Source organism: Ruegeria sp. HKCCE3926, from assembly GCF_017872515.1.
Classification (GTDB): Bacteria; Pseudomonadota; Alphaproteobacteria; order Rhodobacterales; family Rhodobacteraceae; genus Ruegeria.
The window spans coordinates 313,214-330,459 of record NZ_JAEDOU010000001.1 but is presented as its reverse complement, the minus strand read 5'-3'; the positions used below and the strand labels follow the sequence as shown (position 1 = coordinate 330,459).

The window sequence follows — 17,246 nt, the reverse complement described above, 5'->3', positions numbered from 1 at the left end:
AGGAGGCACTGTTGCAGACAATTCAGGAACCCGCCCGGCAGATACCTGTCATCCACCAGACCGATATTCTGGTCGTGGGCTCTGGCCCGGCCGGGTTGGCAGCAGCGCTGGCAGCGGCCCGTGCAGGCGCAGACGTGTCGCTGGTTGACCGGTTCGGCTGTATGGGCGGCAACATCACTACCGTCGGCGTCGAAGGATTCGCCTGGTACCGGCACGAGCAAACCGTCGAGGCCGGCGGCATCGGGATGGAGTTCGAAACCCGCGCCAAAGAAATGGGCGCGGCGGTGCCCGAAAGCCAGTCGCTCAGTTATGAACTGGACAGCGAAGGGTTCAAGCTGGTGGCGGACAAGTTGGTCGAAGAGGCGGGTGTTCACCCGATGCTGCACCGGCAATTCGTCGCCCCCATCATGGAAGGGGACCGGATCACTGGTATCATTACCGAGTCCAAGGCCGGGCGCGAGGCGATACTGGCCAAGGTGGTAATCGATGCCACCGGTGACGCCGATGTGGCCCATCGGGCGGGGGCCCCGACGCACAAAACCGCTCGGGAGGACATGATGGCGGCGTCTGTCATGTTCCATCTGGCCGGGGTGGACAAGCGCGCCTTTATCGAGGGCGTCAAGGCCGACCCGCAGACCTACAAGGACTGGGGCGGCGGTGGTGAGTGGAACATCGAAACCAGCGGCAAAGAGGACGACATGTTCTCGCCCTTCGTGCACAAGCCCTTCCAGCAGGCCATCGATCAGGGGCTGATCCCGCCGCATCTGAATACCATTGCCGGCACCTGGGGCGCGATGCATGACACGGGCGAGCTGACCTACATGAACCTCATCCATCTGGCCGAGATTGATGGGACCGACCCCGACAGCCTGACACGTGGCGAGATCGAAGGCCGCCGTCAGACCATGCTGGCCATCGAGGCGCTGCGCCGGTTCATGCCGGGATGCGAAAACGCGCGGCTTCGGAATTTCGGGATGACCATCGGTATCCGCGACACCCGCAAGATCGATGCGGTCTACAACATGACCGAAAACGACGCCCGCCATCAGGGCCGGTTCGAGGACACGATCGGCATCTATCCCGAATTCATCGACGGCTATGGCATTCTGATCCTGCCGACCACGGGGCGGTACATGCAGGTCCCCTACCGCTCGATGCTGCCCAGGGGCGTCAAGGGCCTGCTGGTCGCCGGGCGGTCGCATGGCGCGGACCGGGTGGCCCATGCCGCCACGCGCAACATGGCCTGCTGCGCCGTCATGGGCCAGGGCGCGGGAATCGCCGCAGCGGTATCATTGAAAAGCAATCAGGAGCTGGACCAGCTGAATCTGGCACCTGTTCACGCGGAACTGCAACGTCAGGGGGTCAGGATTCACTGATGGACAGAATTCCGACCATAGACATCTCGCCGCTGTCCGATCCCGGCAGCGCAGCCTTTGCCGCAACGGTACAAGGCATAATTGAGGCCAGCACAGGAATCGGGTTTCTGTCCATCACCGGGACAGGTGTGTCCCAGCGGACAGTGAATCACGTCCGTCAAACCACAAGAGAGATCTTTGCCATCAATGAATCCCGCAAATGGGATCAGGCCATCACGCGCAAGAATTATCGCGGTTATATCCCGATGGGTTTATTCACACCGAATGACGGATCCGGCAAGGCCGACAAATACGAGGGTTACAAGCTGCACCACGAGGTTGCCGCCACCGACCCTGTGCGCTCTGAATGTGCCCTGTACGGCCCAAACCTGTGGCCCGCCGAAGTTCCCAGCGCCAAAGAGGTCATCCTGGATTATTGGCGTCAATTGGATCAGGTCACTGATGTGTTGTTGGGCGCGTTGGAATCCGGCCTGAACTTGACCTCTGGCATTTTGCGCGACGCGTTCCGCAACCCGATGACCAATATGACATTGCTGCACTATCCCCCGCAGGCCGCGGAAGAAGCGGGCTATGGCATCCATCCGCACAAGGATACGGACGCACTGACCATCATCGCGCCCGATCCGGTGGGCGGGCTCGAGGTGCAGACCCGCAGCGGCAAGTGGATTTCACCAGACTGCCCACCCGGTGGTTTCGTGGTGAATATCGGCGACATGCTGGAACTTTGGTCAGGCGGGCGATTGAAATCCACGCCACATCGGGTGGTCAACCGGTCGGGCAAGGAACGGTATTCTTTCCCTTATTTCGCCGTACCCCGCCATGACGTCATTGTTGAACCATTGTTGCCCGCCCTGCCCGGTTTCGACCGTCCGGCGGTTCATTGCGGCCACTGGTCGGCAGAAATCTGGCGCACCAACTGGCCCGATGAAGCCGCAGAAGAAGACACCCCTGAACTGGGGACGTTGCACTATTGAAGCGGGCAAAGCTCCTGCCCATGAAGCGCTTGCATCATGGGCTTTGATGCGCCAAGAACGCCTGCAAGTGCCTGAACAAGGGGATCACGATGGCTTTGCCGGTAAAGGATCAGCTGAGATACTGGGGCGTCGCCGCGGCGGTTTTTGTTTTGATCCTCTGGGCTTTGGGGGATGTCCTGCTGCCCTTCGTCATAGGCGGAGCAATTGCGTATTTCCTTGATCCCGTTGCGGATCGGCTGGAGCGGTTGGGCCTGTCGCGCATCGCAGCCACAGCCGTCATCACCGTCATCGGGATTTTGGGGTTTATATTGGCGATCCTGATGGTCGTGCCCGCCCTGATTACCCAGTTGCTGGATCTGATCGACGTTCTGCCAGACCTGTTCAAGCAATTGCGCGGGTTCATTGAAAAACAATTCCCGTCGCTGCTGGATCGGGAATCAAACACTCATCAGATGCTGGTGTCCTTCGGCGACATGCTGAAATCCAAGACCGGTGATGTTCTGCAAACGGTTCTTGCCTCACTTGGGTCTGCGATAAACATTGTTGTCCTTCTGGTGATCGTGCCCGTTGTGGCCGTTTACCTGCTGCTGGACTGGGATCGCATGGTCGCTCGCATCGGAGAGCTCCTGCCGCGTGATCATGCCCCCACCATCAGGCGGCTGGCCGGTGAGATTGACGCCGTGCTGGCCTCTTTCGTGCGCGGGATGGGAACGGTCTGCCTGATCCTAGGTACCTACTATGCCGTCGCGCTGATGCTTGCCGGTCTGCAATTCGGCCTGATCGTGGGGTTCATCGCGGGGCTGGTCACGTTCATCCCCTATCTGGGCGCTCTGATCGGAGGCTCATTGGCCATCGGGCTGGCGCTGTTTCAGTTTTGGGGTGATTGGGCACATGTAGGACTGATCGCGGGGATCTTTGCCATCGGACAGGTCACCGAGGGGAATTTCCTGACACCCAAACTGGTAGGCAGCTCTGTCGGGCTGCACCCGGTCTGGCTGCTGCTGGCGCTGTCGGTCTTTGGGGCCTTGTTTGGCTTTGTCGGCATGCTGATCGCCGTGCCCGTGGCCGCAGCATTGGGCGTGCTGGCCCGATTTGCCACATCGCTGTACCTGGACAGCCGACTTTATACCGGTCTTGAACGTCAGGATCAGGAAACCGAGTAAATGGCCCGACAACTCAGCTTTGATCTGCCCGCCAAAACTGCGCTCGGGCGAGAGGACTTTTTTGTGTCGCCTGCCAATGCCTTGGCCGTGGCGATGATCTCGGCCACATCCTGGCCGGGAAACAAGCTTGTTCTGACCGGTCCGGCTGGCGCGGGTAAAACCCATCTGGCACATGTCTGGGCCGCGGAAACCGGCGGGCGCATCATTCAGGCCGCCGATTTGCGGTATGACGACGTGCCGGATCTGGCACGCAGGCCGATTGCCGTCGAAGACGTGCCCATGATCGCCGACGATGCCGACCAGCAGAAAACGCTGTTTCACCTGCACAATCTGGTTCTGGCCGAGGGGAACGCCCTGCTGATGACGGGTCGGCTGGCCCCGAAGTTCTGGGAATTGCCACTGGCCGACCTGCAAAGCCGGGTCGAAGGCGCCCATCACGTGGCGCTGGATCCGCCCGACGACGCGTTGCTGGGTGCGGTTCTGGCCAAACTGTTCGTAGATCGGCAGCTGAACCCCGGCCCCGAAGTAATCGCCTATCTGGTCAAACACATGGATCGTCGATTTGAAACTGCGGCCGACGTAGTGGCGCAGCTGGATCAATTGGCCCTTATGGAAAAGCGCGACATCACCCGTTCCCTGGCCGTGCGGGTTCTGAACATGAGCCCGGACGAGATCGAGACCAATGATTGACCCGCTGACGTCAATTTCGCATCCTCAAACAGAACAATCTGGAAGGCACATGGATCAGACCGTCGAAACCGATATCCCGGATTGGGGAACAATCGGAAAGCCTCTGTTTGACAAACCGGACGCACGGGCGCTGTCGCGCGTCGGGGTTGTCGATGTCGGGTCGAACTCGGTCCGGATGGTCATTTTCGACGGGGCGGCCCGATCACCGGCTTATTTCTACAATGAAAAGGTCATGTGCGAACTGGGGGCGGGCCTGTCCGAAACCGGACGGCTGAACCCGCGAGGCCGCAAACGTGCCCTGGCGGCATTGCGGCGCTTCCAGCACCTGGCAATGGATTTGGATTTGCCCGGTTTGCATGTTGTCGCCACCGCTGCTGTGCGCGAAGCCTCGGATGGGCCCGAGTTCTGCGATCAGGTGCAGGCTGAAACAGGTTTGCAAGTGGCCATCATTGACGGTGACGAAGAAGCCCGCCTGTCGGCACAGGGTGTCCTGTTGGGATGGCCCGGAGCTTATGGGCTGATCTGCGATATTGGCGGATCGTCGATGGAATTGGCCGAAATCGGCGGTGGTCAGGTCGGCCGCCGCGTGACCTCGCCGCTTGGGCCGCTGAAACTGCGTGACATCAAAGGCGGGCGGCGCGCGCGAAAAGCGCATATCAAGGAAACGATGGAGGATCTGCGCAATCAGATGGGCCAGCAGCGGGATCGTTTGTTTTTGGTCGGCGGCAGCTGGCGTGCCTTTGCGCGGCTGGACATGCTGCGGCGAGGCTATCCGCTGAACGTTCTGCATGAATACCGCATGACCACCAAGCAGGTGCGCGAGACAATCAAATACATCGAGAAACACGATCATGAAAAGCTGCGTACTCAGGCCGGCGTGTCCAGTTCGCGCATGGCGCTTATCCCTTATGCGATGGATGTTCTGGCGCGGCTGATCCGCACGTTCAAACCCAAAGATATCGCCATCTCGAGCTATGGTATCCGCGAGGGGTTGCTGTATGAGCAGATGCCGCAGGAAGTGCGCGACCGCGACCCGCTGATCGAAGCCAGCCGGTTCTCGGAAGCCAAGGACGCGCGCCTGCCCGGATTTGGCAGCAATCTCTATGATTTTGTCATCCCGCTGTTCAGATCCGCACCGCCCAGCAGGGTGCGCCTGATCAAGGCGGCCTGCCTGCTGCACGATGTAAGCTGGCGCGCACATCCCGATTATCGGGCCGAGGTGTGTTTCGACAACGTCACGCGCGCCAATCTGGGGGGCCTGAAGCACTCCGAGCGTGTTTTCATCGGATTGGCACTGCAACACCGCTATCGCAACAAACGGGAAGGCAACCGGTTCTCTCGGCTTTACGAATTGCTGGATGAAAAAAGCCAGAAACAGGCCGAAATTCTGGGCAAGGCCATGCGCTTTGGCGCGATGCTGTGGATGCACAAGGACGCCAATATGGGGCGCCTGAAATTCTATCCCAAAAAGCGGGAGTTGGAGCTATACCTGCCCGAAGCAGCAGCCCCCCTGTTCAGCGAAGTTGCCGAAGCGCGCCTGAATTCACTGGCGAACGCCCTGAAATCCGATACGCGCGTGATCATCAAGGGCTGACCATCGATCCGATCAGATATCAGTTGCCCCTTCGGGCAATTCTTCACTTTCATTTTCAGGCTCTGGCGGATCCTCGGCCTGTTTCCTTCGGATGATGATATCGCCATTGGGCAAGATCTCGGGCGCTTCATAAGCGCTCCAATCCTTGATCTCGGCCCCCAGCTCGGCCAGTGCGGGGCCCATTTCCCGCAAGAACGACTGCATTGCCGGGCCAAACTCATCCGCAAGGCCCAGCAGATCATCCAGCGCCGGTTCCATCTCCTTGCGCAGACCTTCGAAAAACAGCTCGGCCCCCTGCTCCATCAGGGATTTGCTGTTGTCTTCCTGCGAAAGGGCGGGCGCGGCGATGCCGGCAGTGATTATGCTGATCAGCAAAACGTGTTTCATACCTAGTATATAGCGCCCCAGCCGCAGGCGTGAAAGGTCACAGGTCGATGTCCAGTGTGACCGGGAAATGATCCGACGCCGTCAGCAGTGCCTGTCGCAGGTCCGGTGCGGACCAACAGGCCGCGTCGCGAAACGGATGCCAAATGCGCCAGGCCGGGCGGTATGCACGCAGATCCTGTGTAATCATTATGTAATCCAGAAGAGCCTCGAGAAACCTGCCTTCTTCCGGGCGGGCAAAGCGAGCCGTGGAGGGTATCGATCCCGGCCGAAAACCATGAGCCGTCACCGCGTGCGGGTCGAACAACCCAGTTTCCAGCAAAATCTCGACCGAAGAGCGGCCGAACAGATGCTCGAACTCATCCAGCCCGGGACCGTCGTTCAGGTCTCCCAGCAGAATGACGGGTTCCTGGCTGGCAACGTGCATCTCGACCCGCCTGGCAAGCCAGACCGCCTGCGCCAGTTGCTTGCGGCGGTTGGCAATCGAGATCCGGATCGCCTCGTCCCGCGACCCGGCCCCATGCGGAGCCTTGGATTTCAAATGAGCTCCGATCAGCCGGACGTCGTGGCCCGATTGCGTCGTCACCGCCAGTTCCATCGGTGGTTTGGAAAACCGCACCACATCCTCGGTCGCATCAATATCCAGATCGATTCTGAACGCACCATCGAACCGGGGGGCCAAGGGGTCGTCGATGTCACCCTTGGGATCATGACGCACGGTAAGAATGGTCCTGTCGTAGAGCAGCGCCAGCTCTTGATGGGTGTCGTTGGCAAACCCCATCACAGCGTCAGAGATGCGCAGATCGAACGCCTCGGCAAAGGTTTGCAGGGCCCGCACCGTATTCTGGCGCTTGCCGGTGTTCGGAGCCTCGACAATCAATACCGCATCCGCGTCAATCGCGGTCAGCACTTTTGCGATCGCCTCGACCTGTTGCGCCTTGGTGACATTATGCCGACCGGACCAGGTGTCATCGACAATCAGATGGTCGTTTTGATCAAAAAGATTGGCAAACCATTCGATATTGTAGGTCGCCAGCCGCATCCTGTCAGGCCCGCGCGCCGTTGATCTCATCCCAGGCGCGGTTGATGTCGATCATCTTTTTCTCGGCTAGTCTGATCGCCTCTTCCGGGACACCGCGCGCCATCATGGCGTCCGGGTGCGTTTCGCGGACCAGCCTTCGCCAGACTTTGCGGATATCGGGCAAAGGCATGTCCTGCGGCACACCCAGAACCGTGTAAGGATCCTTTGGCGCATCCGGCACGAACCGTGCCCGCAATGCTTTGAATTGAGCGTCGGACTGCCCGAATATCTTGCTCACTTCCTCCAAGAACGCGTTCTCATTGGGGTGGTAGAACCCATCGGCCATGGCGATGTGAAACAGCCCCTCCATCAGATCGCAAAGCGTGGTGCTGTCTTCGGCGAACATCCGGGCGATCTTGCGGGCATAGTCCTGATACCCCGCCACATCCGTGCGCGCCATGTTGAAGACCCGCGCAGCATCTTCTTCGTCTTCGCGCGCGATCTGGAACACATCGCGGAAGGCAGTGACTTCATCTCGTGTCACCTGACCGTCTGCCTTGGCCATTTTTGCGCCCAGGGCAATCACTGCAATCGTGAACGCCACCGATCGTTCCGGAGGTGTTCGCAGCTTTTCAAAAACTGCGGCCAGGCTTTCGCCTTGGGCCAGCGCGCTGAGCGCATCGGATATGCGGGTCCAGATCGACATGGGCGTACACTAGCGTCACAATTCGGGACTGTCAGGTGCGACAGATCATTCAGGCGAAAGAATTTTCTGCATCAGCACAAGATCCAGCCATTGACCCCATTTGAACCCAACTTCGGGCATGCGACCAACCTGCGAAAAGCCCAGCGCCGCGTGAAACGCCACGGCGCCCGGATTGGCCGAGGAAATGCCTGCAACCAACACATGCACCCCGTCGGTTCGTGCCGCCGCCTCGAGCGCTTGCATCAAAGCCCGCCCAGTGCCTTTTCCGCGCGCGTCCGGTGACAACTGGATCGAATGTTCGCGCGTTTGCGCGTATCCGGGGCCCGCGCGAAACGGGGCATAGGTGGCAAAACCAACAACTTGCCCATCATGTTCGGCGACCAGGAATCCAGTGCCCCGCTCCGTAATATCCTCGGTGATTTGCGTTGTGCTGCGCTCATCGGTCGTGAAGGTGATCAACGACTCACGAATGATCGCATTGGTGATCCTGGCGATTTCGGGCGCATCCGCCGCCATGGCCGGGCGAATGATCATTCCAGCACCCGGACCCCATGAGGCGTCTCGAACTCCGCCCTGAGCGCGGCCGGGCCGGTGTCGAACACCACCTGATCCAATGCACCAAGATGTCTGGCCAGCGTCAACGCATCCGGGTGGTACACAACCAAACGCCGCAGCCGACAGCCGCTGTTTTGCAGCATGTCGGCCGGGTGAAGATCGCCCTGCCATTCGATAAGGGCGGGAAACAGGTTGTCGAACGGCAAGCGCCCGGTTGGTGGAACCGCCATGCGCCACCGCAGCGCGCCCCGGGTCAGGTCGATCGGCTCTCCGGTGCCATCGGGGAAGATCGACAGTGTGGCCTCGATATCCTGGACCCGGCATATCCAGTTCGTCAAACGCGGGCCGCCCTGAAAACTGTCCAGATCGAACCATCGCGGCCTGCCCGGAGGGTGCGCCTGCGGATCGATGGAAATCGCTTCCAGATAGAGCCCATCCCTGAGACCCAGCAGCCTGTTATGTGTCCCGAATTTTTCGTGTTTCCCACCGGGTTGCAGCGCAACGCCAAGCGCCTGTTCGATATGCGCAGACGCTTCTTCAAGCGTTTCGCCCGCGACGGCCAGATGATCCAGTAACATGTGCCACCTCCTGCAAGTTAATGGCCAGACCCTTGCGGATCTGGCCGTATGTTTTCGCCAAAGAGGCACGATCACAAGATGATCTGACGAAAAACCCGACCTTCTTCAGCCGCGCGCTTCGCTGATCAGGCGCAGGATGTCCTGAGCGGCCTCGGGAATGTTGGTGCCCGGGCCAAAGATGGCCTTGACCCCATGATCATAAAGGAACTGGTAATCCTGTTGTGGGATCACCCCTCCGCAGATCACGATGATGTCCTCGGCCCCGGCCTTTTTCAGCTCTTCCACCAGTTGCGGAGCCAGTGTCTTGTGCCCTGCCGCCTGCGAGGAAATGCCGACCACATGCACGTCATTGTCCACCGCGTCCTGCGCGGCCTCGGCCGGGGTCTGGAACAAGGGGCCAACGTCCACGTCAAACCCGATATCGGCGAACGCGGTGGCAATCACCTTGGCCCCACGGTCATGACCGTCCTGCCCCATCTTGACCACCAGCAGACGCGGGCGGCGGCCTTCGGCCTCGGCGAATTCCTCGATGGATTTCTGGATCGCGGCAAAGCCTTCGTCGCCCTCATAGGCCGCGCCATAAACGCCGGCCAGGGTTTTCACTTCGGCGCGGTGGCGGCCGAATTCCTTTTCCATTGCCATGCTGATCTCTCCTACGGATGCGCGGGCACGGGCGGCCTCGACGGCGGCGGCCAGCAGGTTTCCGCCCTCTTGGGCAGCCTTGGTCAAAGCGTCCAGCGCCTGTTGGCAAGCGGCTTCGTCACGGGTCGCACGGATACGTTCCAAACGCGCGACCTGCGCTTCGCGAACCGCCACGTTGTCGACGTCCAGAATGTCGATCGGATCTTCCTGTTCCTTGCGATATTTGTTGACCCCGACGATCACCTCTTCGCCACGGTCGATCATCGCCTGGCGGCGCGCGGCGCTTTCCTCGATGCGCAGCTTGGGCATACCACTGGCCACGGCCTTGGTCATGCCGCCCATTTCCTCGACCTCTTCCATCAGGGCCCAGGCTTTCTCGATCAGCTCATTGGTCAGGCTTTCGACGTAATAAGACCCCGCCAGCGGGTCGACCACATCGGTCACGCCGGTCTCTTCCTGCAACACCAGCTGCGTGTTCCGGGCGATACGCGCCGAAAAGTCGGTGGGCAGCGCAATCGCCTCGTCCAATGCGTTGGTGTGCAACGATTGGGTCCCGCCCAGAACCGCGCTCATCGCCTCATAGGCGGTGCGGATCACGTTGTTGTAAGGATCCTGTTCCTGCAACGAAACACCTGACGTCTGGCAGTGGGTGCGCAGCATTTTTGACCGTTCGGATTTCGCGCCGAACTCGGTCATCACCCGGTGCCACAGCGTGCGCGCGGCGCGTAGTTTGGCGATCTCCATGAAAAAGTTCATGCCGATGGCAAAGAAGAACGACAAACGGCCTGCGAACTTGTCCACGTCCATCCCGGCCTGTGTCGCTGCACGGACATATTCGCGCCCGTCGGCCAGGGTATAGGCCAGCTCCTGCACCAGATTCGCGCCGGCCTCTTGCATGTGATAGCCCGAGATCGAGATCGAGTTGAACTTGGGCATCTCGTTCGAGGTATACTCGATGATGTCCGAGATGATCCGCATCGAGGGCTCGGGCGGATAGATATAGGTATTTCGCACCATGAATTCCTTCAGAATGTCGTTCTGAATGGTGCCGGACAGAACCGATTTGTCGTGCCCCTGTTCCTCTCCTGCCACGATGAAGTTCGCCAGAATCGGGATCACCGCGCCGTTCATGGTCATCGAGACCGAGACCTGATCCAAAGGAATGCCGTCGAACAGGATTTTCATGTCCTCGACACTGTCGATGGCCACACCGGCCTTGCCCACGTCACCGACGACACGCGGGTGGTCGCTGTCATAGCCGCGGTGGGTGGCCAGATCGAAGGCAACCGAAACACCCTGCTGGCCCGCCGCCAGGTTGCGGCGATAGAAGGCGTTGGATTCTTCGGCGGTCGAAAAGCCCGCATATTGACGGATCGTCCACGGACGGCCGGCATACATCGTGGCTTTCACACCGCGTGTAAACGGACCAAAGCCCGGCAGCGAACCCATATGCGGCAAACCAGCGGTGTCTTCCTGCGTATAGAGCGGTTTGACCGCAATGCCTTCCAGCGTCTCTTTGGTCAGGTCGTCCAGCGGACGCCCGCGCAGCTCTTTCTCGGCCAGCGCTTTCCAATCCTTGGTGTCGGTCATTTCGGTTTCCTCTTGTCAATTCGGATGGCGGCAGTCGAAAGCTTCCGCATTGAGGTCTTGCGCTTGGCCGTTTCATTCAGCCGCAAGCGCGACATTTTGAGTGTTTGGTACAAATCGTCGGTCGCAATCGGTGTCACAGAGGCTATATTCGAAGGAACAGGAGGCCACATGACACGCACGCTTGCCTTTGTTTTCTTGGCACTAATCCCGATGTCTGTCTGGGCGGCGGATGGCACGGCGACGACGGATGACAGTTTTGTCCGCCCGGTGGGTGACAGCGAACTCAGCGAGTTTCTTTGGGTCAACCGACCTATCGTAGTCTTTGCCGACACGCCGGCGGACCCGCGGTTCCAGCAACAGATCGACATGCTGGTCGAGGGCGAAGCCGCAATGCGTGAGCGTGACGTGGTGGTTCTGACCGACACCGACCCATCGGCGCGGTCTCCGATCCGGTCACAGCTGCGCCCGCGCGGGTTCCAGATGGTATTCGTCGACAAGGACGGCGTGGTCAAACTGCGCAAACCTTCTCCGTGGAGCGTGCGCGAGATTGGCCGATCCATCGACAAGACCCCCTTGCGCGAACGCGAAATCCGCGATCGGCGCGAAGGCGGCTGACCGCTTTCGCCACCCCGAAAGACCCCGGCACAGAATGCCGGAGGCTTTGACGGGTATGGCAAAAGCGCGGTCATGATCACTCGAACTCGATGATCACTTCGTCCACGGCGAGACTGTCGCCGGGGCCTGCATTGATCTTGGCAACGATGCCCTTCTTCTCGGCGCGCAGGATGTTTTCCATCTTCATCGCCTCGATGGTGCACAGCGCTTGACCTTCCTGCACCTCCTGCCCCACTTCGACGTCGATCTTCACGACCAGGCCGGGCATCGGGCACAGCAGCATTTTCGAAGTGTCCGGCGGCAGTTTTTCAGGCATCAGCCGCGCCAGTTCGGCCTGACGCGGGGTGCGTATCTGCACCTTGAGATCCGCGCCGCGGTTACGGATGCGGAACCCGCCCGAGATCTTGCCCACCTTCATGACCAGCGGCGCTTCATCGACCGTCATGACGGCAAGTTGATCACCCGGTGTCCAATCACCCGTCACCCGCATTTCCTGACCGTCGTCAAACCTGATCGTGGCCCCGTCCTGATCCGCGTTAACCTTGACGGGCCACTGGATCTCGCGCCCGAAGGAGACAACCCAATCGGTGCCGACCTTGCGTTCGTGATTGTCCATTCGGCCCGACACGCGGGTCCGGCGAATTTCTGCGACGCGATGCATGGCCGCGCAGGACGCCGCAATCCGGCGCAGGTCTGCCTCGGCAAGTTCGACGCCTTCGAACCCGTCGGGGTATTCCTCGGCGATAAAGGCCGTGGTCATATCGCCGCTGATGAATTTCGGATGATCCATCACGGCGGACAGGAACGGCAGGTTGTGGCCAATGCCTTCAACCTCGAAACTGTCCAGCGCCACGCGCATCGCCTCGATCGCCTGATCACGGGTCGGAGCCCAGGTACACAGTTTGGCAATCATCGGGTCGTAATACATGCTGATCTCACCGCCCTCATAGACGCCGGTGTCATTTCGAACAGCAACATCGCCTTCGGGCGCATCCCCCTGCCATTTGCCGTTGGCCAGCATCGGCCCGGCTGCCGTCTCCTGCGGCGGACGATACCGGGTCAGACGGCCAATCGAGGGCAGGAAACCGCGATACGGATCCTCGGCGTACAGGCGGTTTTCGATCGCCCATCCGGTCAGTGTCACGTCGTCCTGCGTGATCGACAGCTTTTCACCCGCTGCTACGCGGATCATCTGTTCGACCAGATCAACGCCGGTGATCAGTTCGGTGACAGGGTGTTCAACCTGCAAACGCGTGTTCATTTCCAGGAAATAGAAGTTCTTTTCACCGTCAACGATGAACTCTACCGTTCCCGCGCTGGAATAGCCCACGGCCTTGGCCAGGGCCACCGCCTGTTCCCCCATGGCTTTGCGCGTCGCTTCGTCCAGAAACGGCGACGGCGCCTCTTCCACGACTTTCTGGTTCCGGCGCTGGATCGAGCATTCGCGCTCGCCAAGGTAGATGCCGTTTCCATGACTGTCGCACAGAACCTGAATTTCGATGTGACGCGGTTGGGTCACGAATTTCTCGATGAAGATCCGATCATCCCCGAACGAGCTTGCGGCTTCGTTCTTTGACGACTGAAAGCCCTCGCGCGCCTCGTCGTCATTCCACGCGATCCGCATGCCCTTGCCGCCGCCGCCGGCGCTGGCCTTGATCATGACAGGATAGCCGATCTCGTTCGAGATTTTGACCGCCTCTTCCGCGTCTTCGATCAGCCCCATATATCCGGGAACCGTCGACACATTCGCGTCCTGCGCGATTTTCTTCGAGGTGATCTTGTCGCCCATCGCCTCGATCGCGCCTTTCGGAGGACCGACGAAAACCACACCTTCGGCTTCCAGCGCCTCGGCAAACTTGGCGTTTTCGGACAGGAAACCATAACCGGGATGGACCGCCTGCGCGCCGCTCTGGCGGATGGCGTCCATCACCTTGTCGATAACGATATAGGACTGGTTTGCAGGTGGCGGGCCGATATGGATGGCTTCGTCCGCCATCGACACATGCAGCGCGTTCTTGTCCGCGTCCGAGAAAATGGCGACGGTGCCGATACCCATCTTGCGGGCGGTCTTGATAACCCGGCAGGCGATCTCGCCCCGGTTGGCGATCAGGATCTTATTGAACATGGAACGTCCTTTGGCTTGGTGTTCTGGAAACGCAAAACGCCGCCGCAGGGAACAATCCCCACGACGGCGTGATGCGCGATGACGGGCGGGACGACATGCGCCCCGCAAAATATGCGTTAGTTACAGGTGTTCTGTGTCTTGCAGTACAGCACGTTGCCCGCCGCGCCGACTGCTGCGCCAAACAACGGGTCCGCGTTGAGGACGGCCGCCCCCACTGCCCCGGCACCGCCGCCGAGGATTGCCTGTTCGCCCGTGGTGTCTCCGCAGGCGGCCAGACCCGCGCAGGTCGTCGCAACAAGGATGAAGCGTGAGAATCGCATAGTATCTGCCCTTTTTGGTTTCTTGGTCCTTTTCGGGTCAGATGCGCGAAACACACCCTGTTATTCAATATCAACGGACGCGCCGGCGATTTTTGTGCGGGATTTTGCCTCTTTTTGTCCGTGACAGGCAAAAAGAAAAACGCGGACAGGACTATGTGGGGAACACAAGCCTGCCCGCGCAAGGAAGGGGTACGGAATAGTAGGTGCATGTGCGGCGCAGGCAAAGTAGAGCCGCACGGCTCATCCAGTTTGCACAGCACAATATTGCCGGCAAACACAGTATTGTTTCCAATCGGGATTTCGGCTGGAATCTGCCCACACCCGGAAATGCCGCGCAACTTCGCGCCTATTCCGGTTCGATACTGCTCGGGCGTTTGAGGCCGCTTTACCGTCACAGTTTCGTGACAGATCAAGCCGCTTCCCGCGCGTTTCGCGGTTGCAGCATCACGACTCTCGGTCAGCGTTGGACATACAGAACCGCCTTGCGCCAATGCGTTATCCAAGCGGCTCAAGACGTCGTGTTTCAGCGCAGTAAAAAACACACATTTACTTGAAAAATCAAAGCCTTCACTTCCCATTCTCGTGATTTCCCAAGGTTTGCACCTCGTGAAACGGTCCTTGTGCACACTCGCACTCAAAGGAACACCCACATGACGAAGACTAGAAAAAAGGCACTCCTGCTTGCTGCCTCTGCGCTTTGTGTGACCAGCACGCTTGCCTTTGCTCAGGATGCCCAAACCCAAGCCGAACTTGACGCCTTGCGCGCCCGGGTCGAGGCGCTGGAATCCGCCAGTGCCAGCCCTGCCAACGGTGACTTCCGCATCGGTAACACCGTTCTGGACGTTTATGGCTATGTAAAGGCCGACTTCTTCTACGATTTCGAGTTCGATCAGGGCGACACGGCGTTCGTGAATGTCATCGGGGAACCGTCGGCCGCGACCGATGGTACATTTGGTGCCACCGTCCGCCAATCGCGGATCGGTCTGCGCACCACCACCCCAAGCGGTATCGGCGATATCGGCGGACAATTGGAACTGGATCTGTTCGGTTCCGGCGGAACGGCCGAATTGCGTATACGCCACGCCAATATCACCATCGGTGACAACTGGCTGATCGGACAGACCTGGACCAACTTCATGCCGCTGGACACCTACCCGACCTCGGTGGAATTCAACGGCCCCGTTGGTATCCCTTTCGCACGGGTTCCGCAGGTTCGCTATACCAACTCTTTCGGAACGAACACGTCCTTCGCCGTTTCGATCGAAGAGAATGTCGGCGGTTCGAACTCGGACGATCCGGTTTTGACCGCATCCGCCGAATACAATGACGGGACTTATGTCGCACGTGTGTCCGGCCTTTATGGCAAGGCGGAATCCGGCAATGTCGAAGTTGATCAGACCGGGTTCACGATTTCCGGCTCGGTTCGCCCATGGCAGGGCGGTCTGTTCCAGGTCAACTATGTGAACGGCGAGGCACTCGGCCCGTACCTGATCGGCCTTGGTGATCCCATCGTGAACGGCCAGGCCAATGACGTGGATGGATACACCATCGAATTCCGGCAGGATCTGAGCCCGAAATGGAATGTTGGCATTGCATACGGCAAAGAAGACTATGACCTGCCGACCTCGACCGGAACCCTGTCGTTTACCGAGCTGGAAACGATCCACGTCAACGCATTTTACAAGGCAACCGAGGATCTGACACTCAGCGCCGAGTACATCTATGGCGAACGGAACGACGCGCCGACCGGCAGAACCTTTGACGGAAGCCGCGTTCAGCTGGCCGCTCAGTTGAACTTCTGACGCCGCACACGGATCCTGCCCGGTTTCGGGCAGGGTCATCCCGAAACCGGTTTTGAAGGGCTGATATGCGGCGGCCTGGATCACGATCAGCCTGTCCCGTCGATTACGTCGGGAAAGGACGCACGGGCGGCGTCCACATCGATCACCAGCATCGCGTCATAGCTGGCCGGATCAAAAGGATCTTCCGCCGGGATGACTTCGCGCCCAAAAAGCCAGCTGAGACGTCCGGCATCCAGGTTGCCCCTCTCGAACGGCTGATCGCCGAAATGCGCCCAAAGGGCCTCCATGAAGGCGGCATCGGCACGTTTGTCCGCCGGTTTGCGATCCCGGAACCGTTCCCGCCGCGTCAGCGGCGTCACACCCTTGGGATTGGCGCGGCGAATAGTGAACTGAAAATCGGTGCCTGAAAGACGCCCTGGAAACCCGCGATGTTTCAGCATGGCGACACTCCACAGCTTTGTTTTGCAGTCAAAAATAGTTCGAACCCGAACTTGGATGGGATCATGTTGCGCACCTCCAAAGCCGCACCGTTGGTCTGAGAAGCTTTGACGTCATGACAGCGTGAGTTCATGGTCAAAGCCCTTCCCAGATACAACGGGACTGCTCCAGCCGGTAGGCTTCAAAATACTGTGTCGCGTCCGGAGCGGTGTCGCCGAATTCCACCGGGCGATCAGACAGGGAAATGACAACTCTGGATGGCTGCAATTCGTGCAGAGCCACATAAGGAACGGCAAGAACCTGGCACAGATGCTCCATATCCCTGGACGCCACATCATAGCCGATCCGTCCCACTGATGCTCCGATCTTCGGGGCGACAAATCGAAAGCGCACCCAAAGCTCACCGGGGTTGTTGTCCAGCAGGACATCGCTCAGATGCACGGGCTGACCGGACGGTACCGGCAACGAACTGTCTGTCTGGGCAAAAACAGGAGCGCCGAGCGCGCACAATACCAGACATATGGCACGATCCCGGACCCACCGAAGGCAGGCTCCTCCTTCCGGGATCGCGCGCGCAGTGCTTTTGGCCTGCGCGGTTCTATGTCTGACGGGTCGGATCATTCAACTATTTGTCGCTTTTTGTCAATTCCGCCGCAATTTTGAGCATTTCCTG

17 protein-coding genes are annotated in these 17,246 nt (G+C 59.6%); 7 read left to right on the top strand and 10 right to left on the bottom strand.

Annotated elements, in window-relative coordinates; genetic code table 11:
• The first annotated feature begins 8 nt into the window (after window positions 1-8).
• From I9184_RS01685 to I9184_RS01665, 5 genes are all read left to right on the top strand, one after another.
• A complete protein-coding gene (locus tag I9184_RS01685) occupies window positions 9-1,376 on the top strand; it encodes an FAD-dependent oxidoreductase (RefSeq protein WP_209833678.1) in 1,368 nt (455 codons plus the stop codon).
• Window positions 1,376-2,350 carry an isopenicillin N synthase family oxygenase gene (locus tag I9184_RS01680; RefSeq protein ID WP_209832473.1) on the top strand — a complete coding sequence of 325 codons (975 nt, stop codon included), beginning with the start codon at window positions 1,376-1,378 and terminating at the stop codon, window positions 2,348-2,350. The genes I9184_RS01685 and I9184_RS01680 overlap by 1 nt, the downstream gene beginning before the upstream one ends.
• Window positions 2,351-2,439: 89 nt before the next feature.
• Window positions 2,440-3,513, top strand: coding sequence for an AI-2E family transporter (locus I9184_RS01675; RefSeq protein WP_171722887.1), 1,074 nt, complete (start codon window positions 2,440-2,442; stop codon window positions 3,511-3,513).
• Window positions 3,514-4,203 (top strand): DnaA/Hda family protein, encoded by a 690-nt coding sequence (locus I9184_RS01670; protein ID WP_171722886.1) that lies wholly within the window; start codon window positions 3,514-3,516, stop codon window positions 4,201-4,203.
• Between the two features lie 49 nt (window positions 4,204-4,252).
• Window positions 4,253-5,797, top strand: a complete 1,545-nt coding sequence (locus tag I9184_RS01665) for a Ppx/GppA family phosphatase (protein ID WP_171630901.1) — start codon at window positions 4,253-4,255, stop codon at window positions 5,795-5,797.
• Between the two features lie 12 nt (window positions 5,798-5,809).
• Here the strand turns inward: I9184_RS01665 and I9184_RS01660 are convergent, their stop codons facing one another.
• The 6 genes from I9184_RS01660 to scpA all read right to left on the bottom strand — a co-directional run bounded on the left by I9184_RS01660 (window position 5,810) and on the right by scpA (window position 11,273).
• On the bottom strand, window positions 5,810-6,184 hold the full coding sequence (locus tag I9184_RS01660) for a hypothetical protein (RefSeq protein WP_171630898.1): 375 nt from the start codon (window positions 6,182-6,184) through the stop codon (window positions 5,810-5,812).
• Between the two features lie 37 nt (window positions 6,185-6,221).
• Window positions 6,222-7,223 carry an endonuclease/exonuclease/phosphatase family protein gene (locus I9184_RS01655; RefSeq protein WP_209832471.1) on the bottom strand — a complete coding sequence of 334 codons (1,002 nt, stop codon included), beginning with the start codon at window positions 7,221-7,223 and terminating at the stop codon, window positions 6,222-6,224.
• Between the two features lie 4 nt (window positions 7,224-7,227).
• The gene (locus tag I9184_RS01650) at window positions 7,228-7,908 is read right to left on the bottom strand and encodes a molecular chaperone DjiA (RefSeq protein ID WP_171114829.1); all 681 of its coding nucleotides are present in this window, start codon (window positions 7,906-7,908) and stop codon (window positions 7,228-7,230) included.
• Window positions 7,909-7,953: 45 nt separating this feature from the next.
• The gene (locus I9184_RS01645) at window positions 7,954-8,442 is read right to left on the bottom strand and encodes a GNAT family N-acetyltransferase (protein WP_209832469.1); all 489 of its coding nucleotides are present in this window, start codon (window positions 8,440-8,442) and stop codon (window positions 7,954-7,956) included.
• Window positions 8,439-9,041 (bottom strand): VOC family protein, encoded by a 603-nt coding sequence (locus I9184_RS01640; protein ID WP_209832467.1) that lies wholly within the window; start codon window positions 9,039-9,041, stop codon window positions 8,439-8,441. Before I9184_RS01640 ends, I9184_RS01645 begins: the two co-directional genes overlap by 4 nt.
• Before the next feature lie 105 nt (window positions 9,042-9,146).
• A complete protein-coding gene (scpA, locus tag I9184_RS01635) occupies window positions 9,147-11,273 on the bottom strand; it encodes a methylmalonyl-CoA mutase (protein ID WP_171630890.1) in 2,127 nt (708 codons plus the stop codon).
• Between the two features lie 168 nt (window positions 11,274-11,441).
• On the opposite strand from scpA, the gene I9184_RS01630 reads away from it, so the two are divergent.
• Window positions 11,442-11,888, top strand: coding sequence for a DUF4174 domain-containing protein (locus tag I9184_RS01630; protein WP_171362466.1), 447 nt, complete (start codon window positions 11,442-11,444; stop codon window positions 11,886-11,888).
• Between the two features lie 76 nt (window positions 11,889-11,964).
• Here I9184_RS01630 and I9184_RS01625 read toward each other — a convergent pair whose 3' ends face one another.
• Entirely contained in the window at window positions 11,965-14,013 is a 2,049-nt protein-coding gene (locus tag I9184_RS01625; RefSeq protein WP_171630888.1) for an acetyl/propionyl/methylcrotonyl-CoA carboxylase subunit alpha, read from the bottom strand.
• A gap of 116 nt (window positions 14,014-14,129) precedes the next feature.
• Window positions 14,130-14,333, bottom strand: coding sequence for a hypothetical protein (locus tag I9184_RS01620; protein WP_152458720.1), 204 nt, complete (start codon window positions 14,331-14,333; stop codon window positions 14,130-14,132).
• A 650-nt stretch (window positions 14,334-14,983) separates the two neighbouring features.
• Here I9184_RS01620 and I9184_RS01615 point away from each other — a divergent pair.
• Window positions 14,984-16,135 carry a DcaP family trimeric outer membrane transporter gene (locus I9184_RS01615; protein WP_171630886.1) on the top strand — a complete coding sequence of 384 codons (1,152 nt, stop codon included), beginning with the start codon at window positions 14,984-14,986 and terminating at the stop codon, window positions 16,133-16,135.
• An 86-nt stretch (window positions 16,136-16,221) separates the two neighbouring features.
• Here the strand turns inward: I9184_RS01615 and I9184_RS01610 are convergent, their stop codons facing one another.
• Together I9184_RS01610 and I9184_RS01605 are read right to left on the bottom strand one after the other, a co-directional pair.
• Complete coding sequence (locus tag I9184_RS01610; protein ID WP_152458722.1) at window positions 16,222-16,575, bottom strand: hypothetical protein; 354 nt, start codon at window positions 16,573-16,575, stop codon at window positions 16,222-16,224.
• 133 nt (window positions 16,576-16,708) lie between these two features.
• Window positions 16,709-17,194, bottom strand: a complete 486-nt coding sequence (locus I9184_RS01605) for a DUF6497 family protein (protein WP_209832465.1) — start codon at window positions 17,192-17,194, stop codon at window positions 16,709-16,711.
• Window positions 17,195-17,246 lie beyond the last annotated feature (52 nt).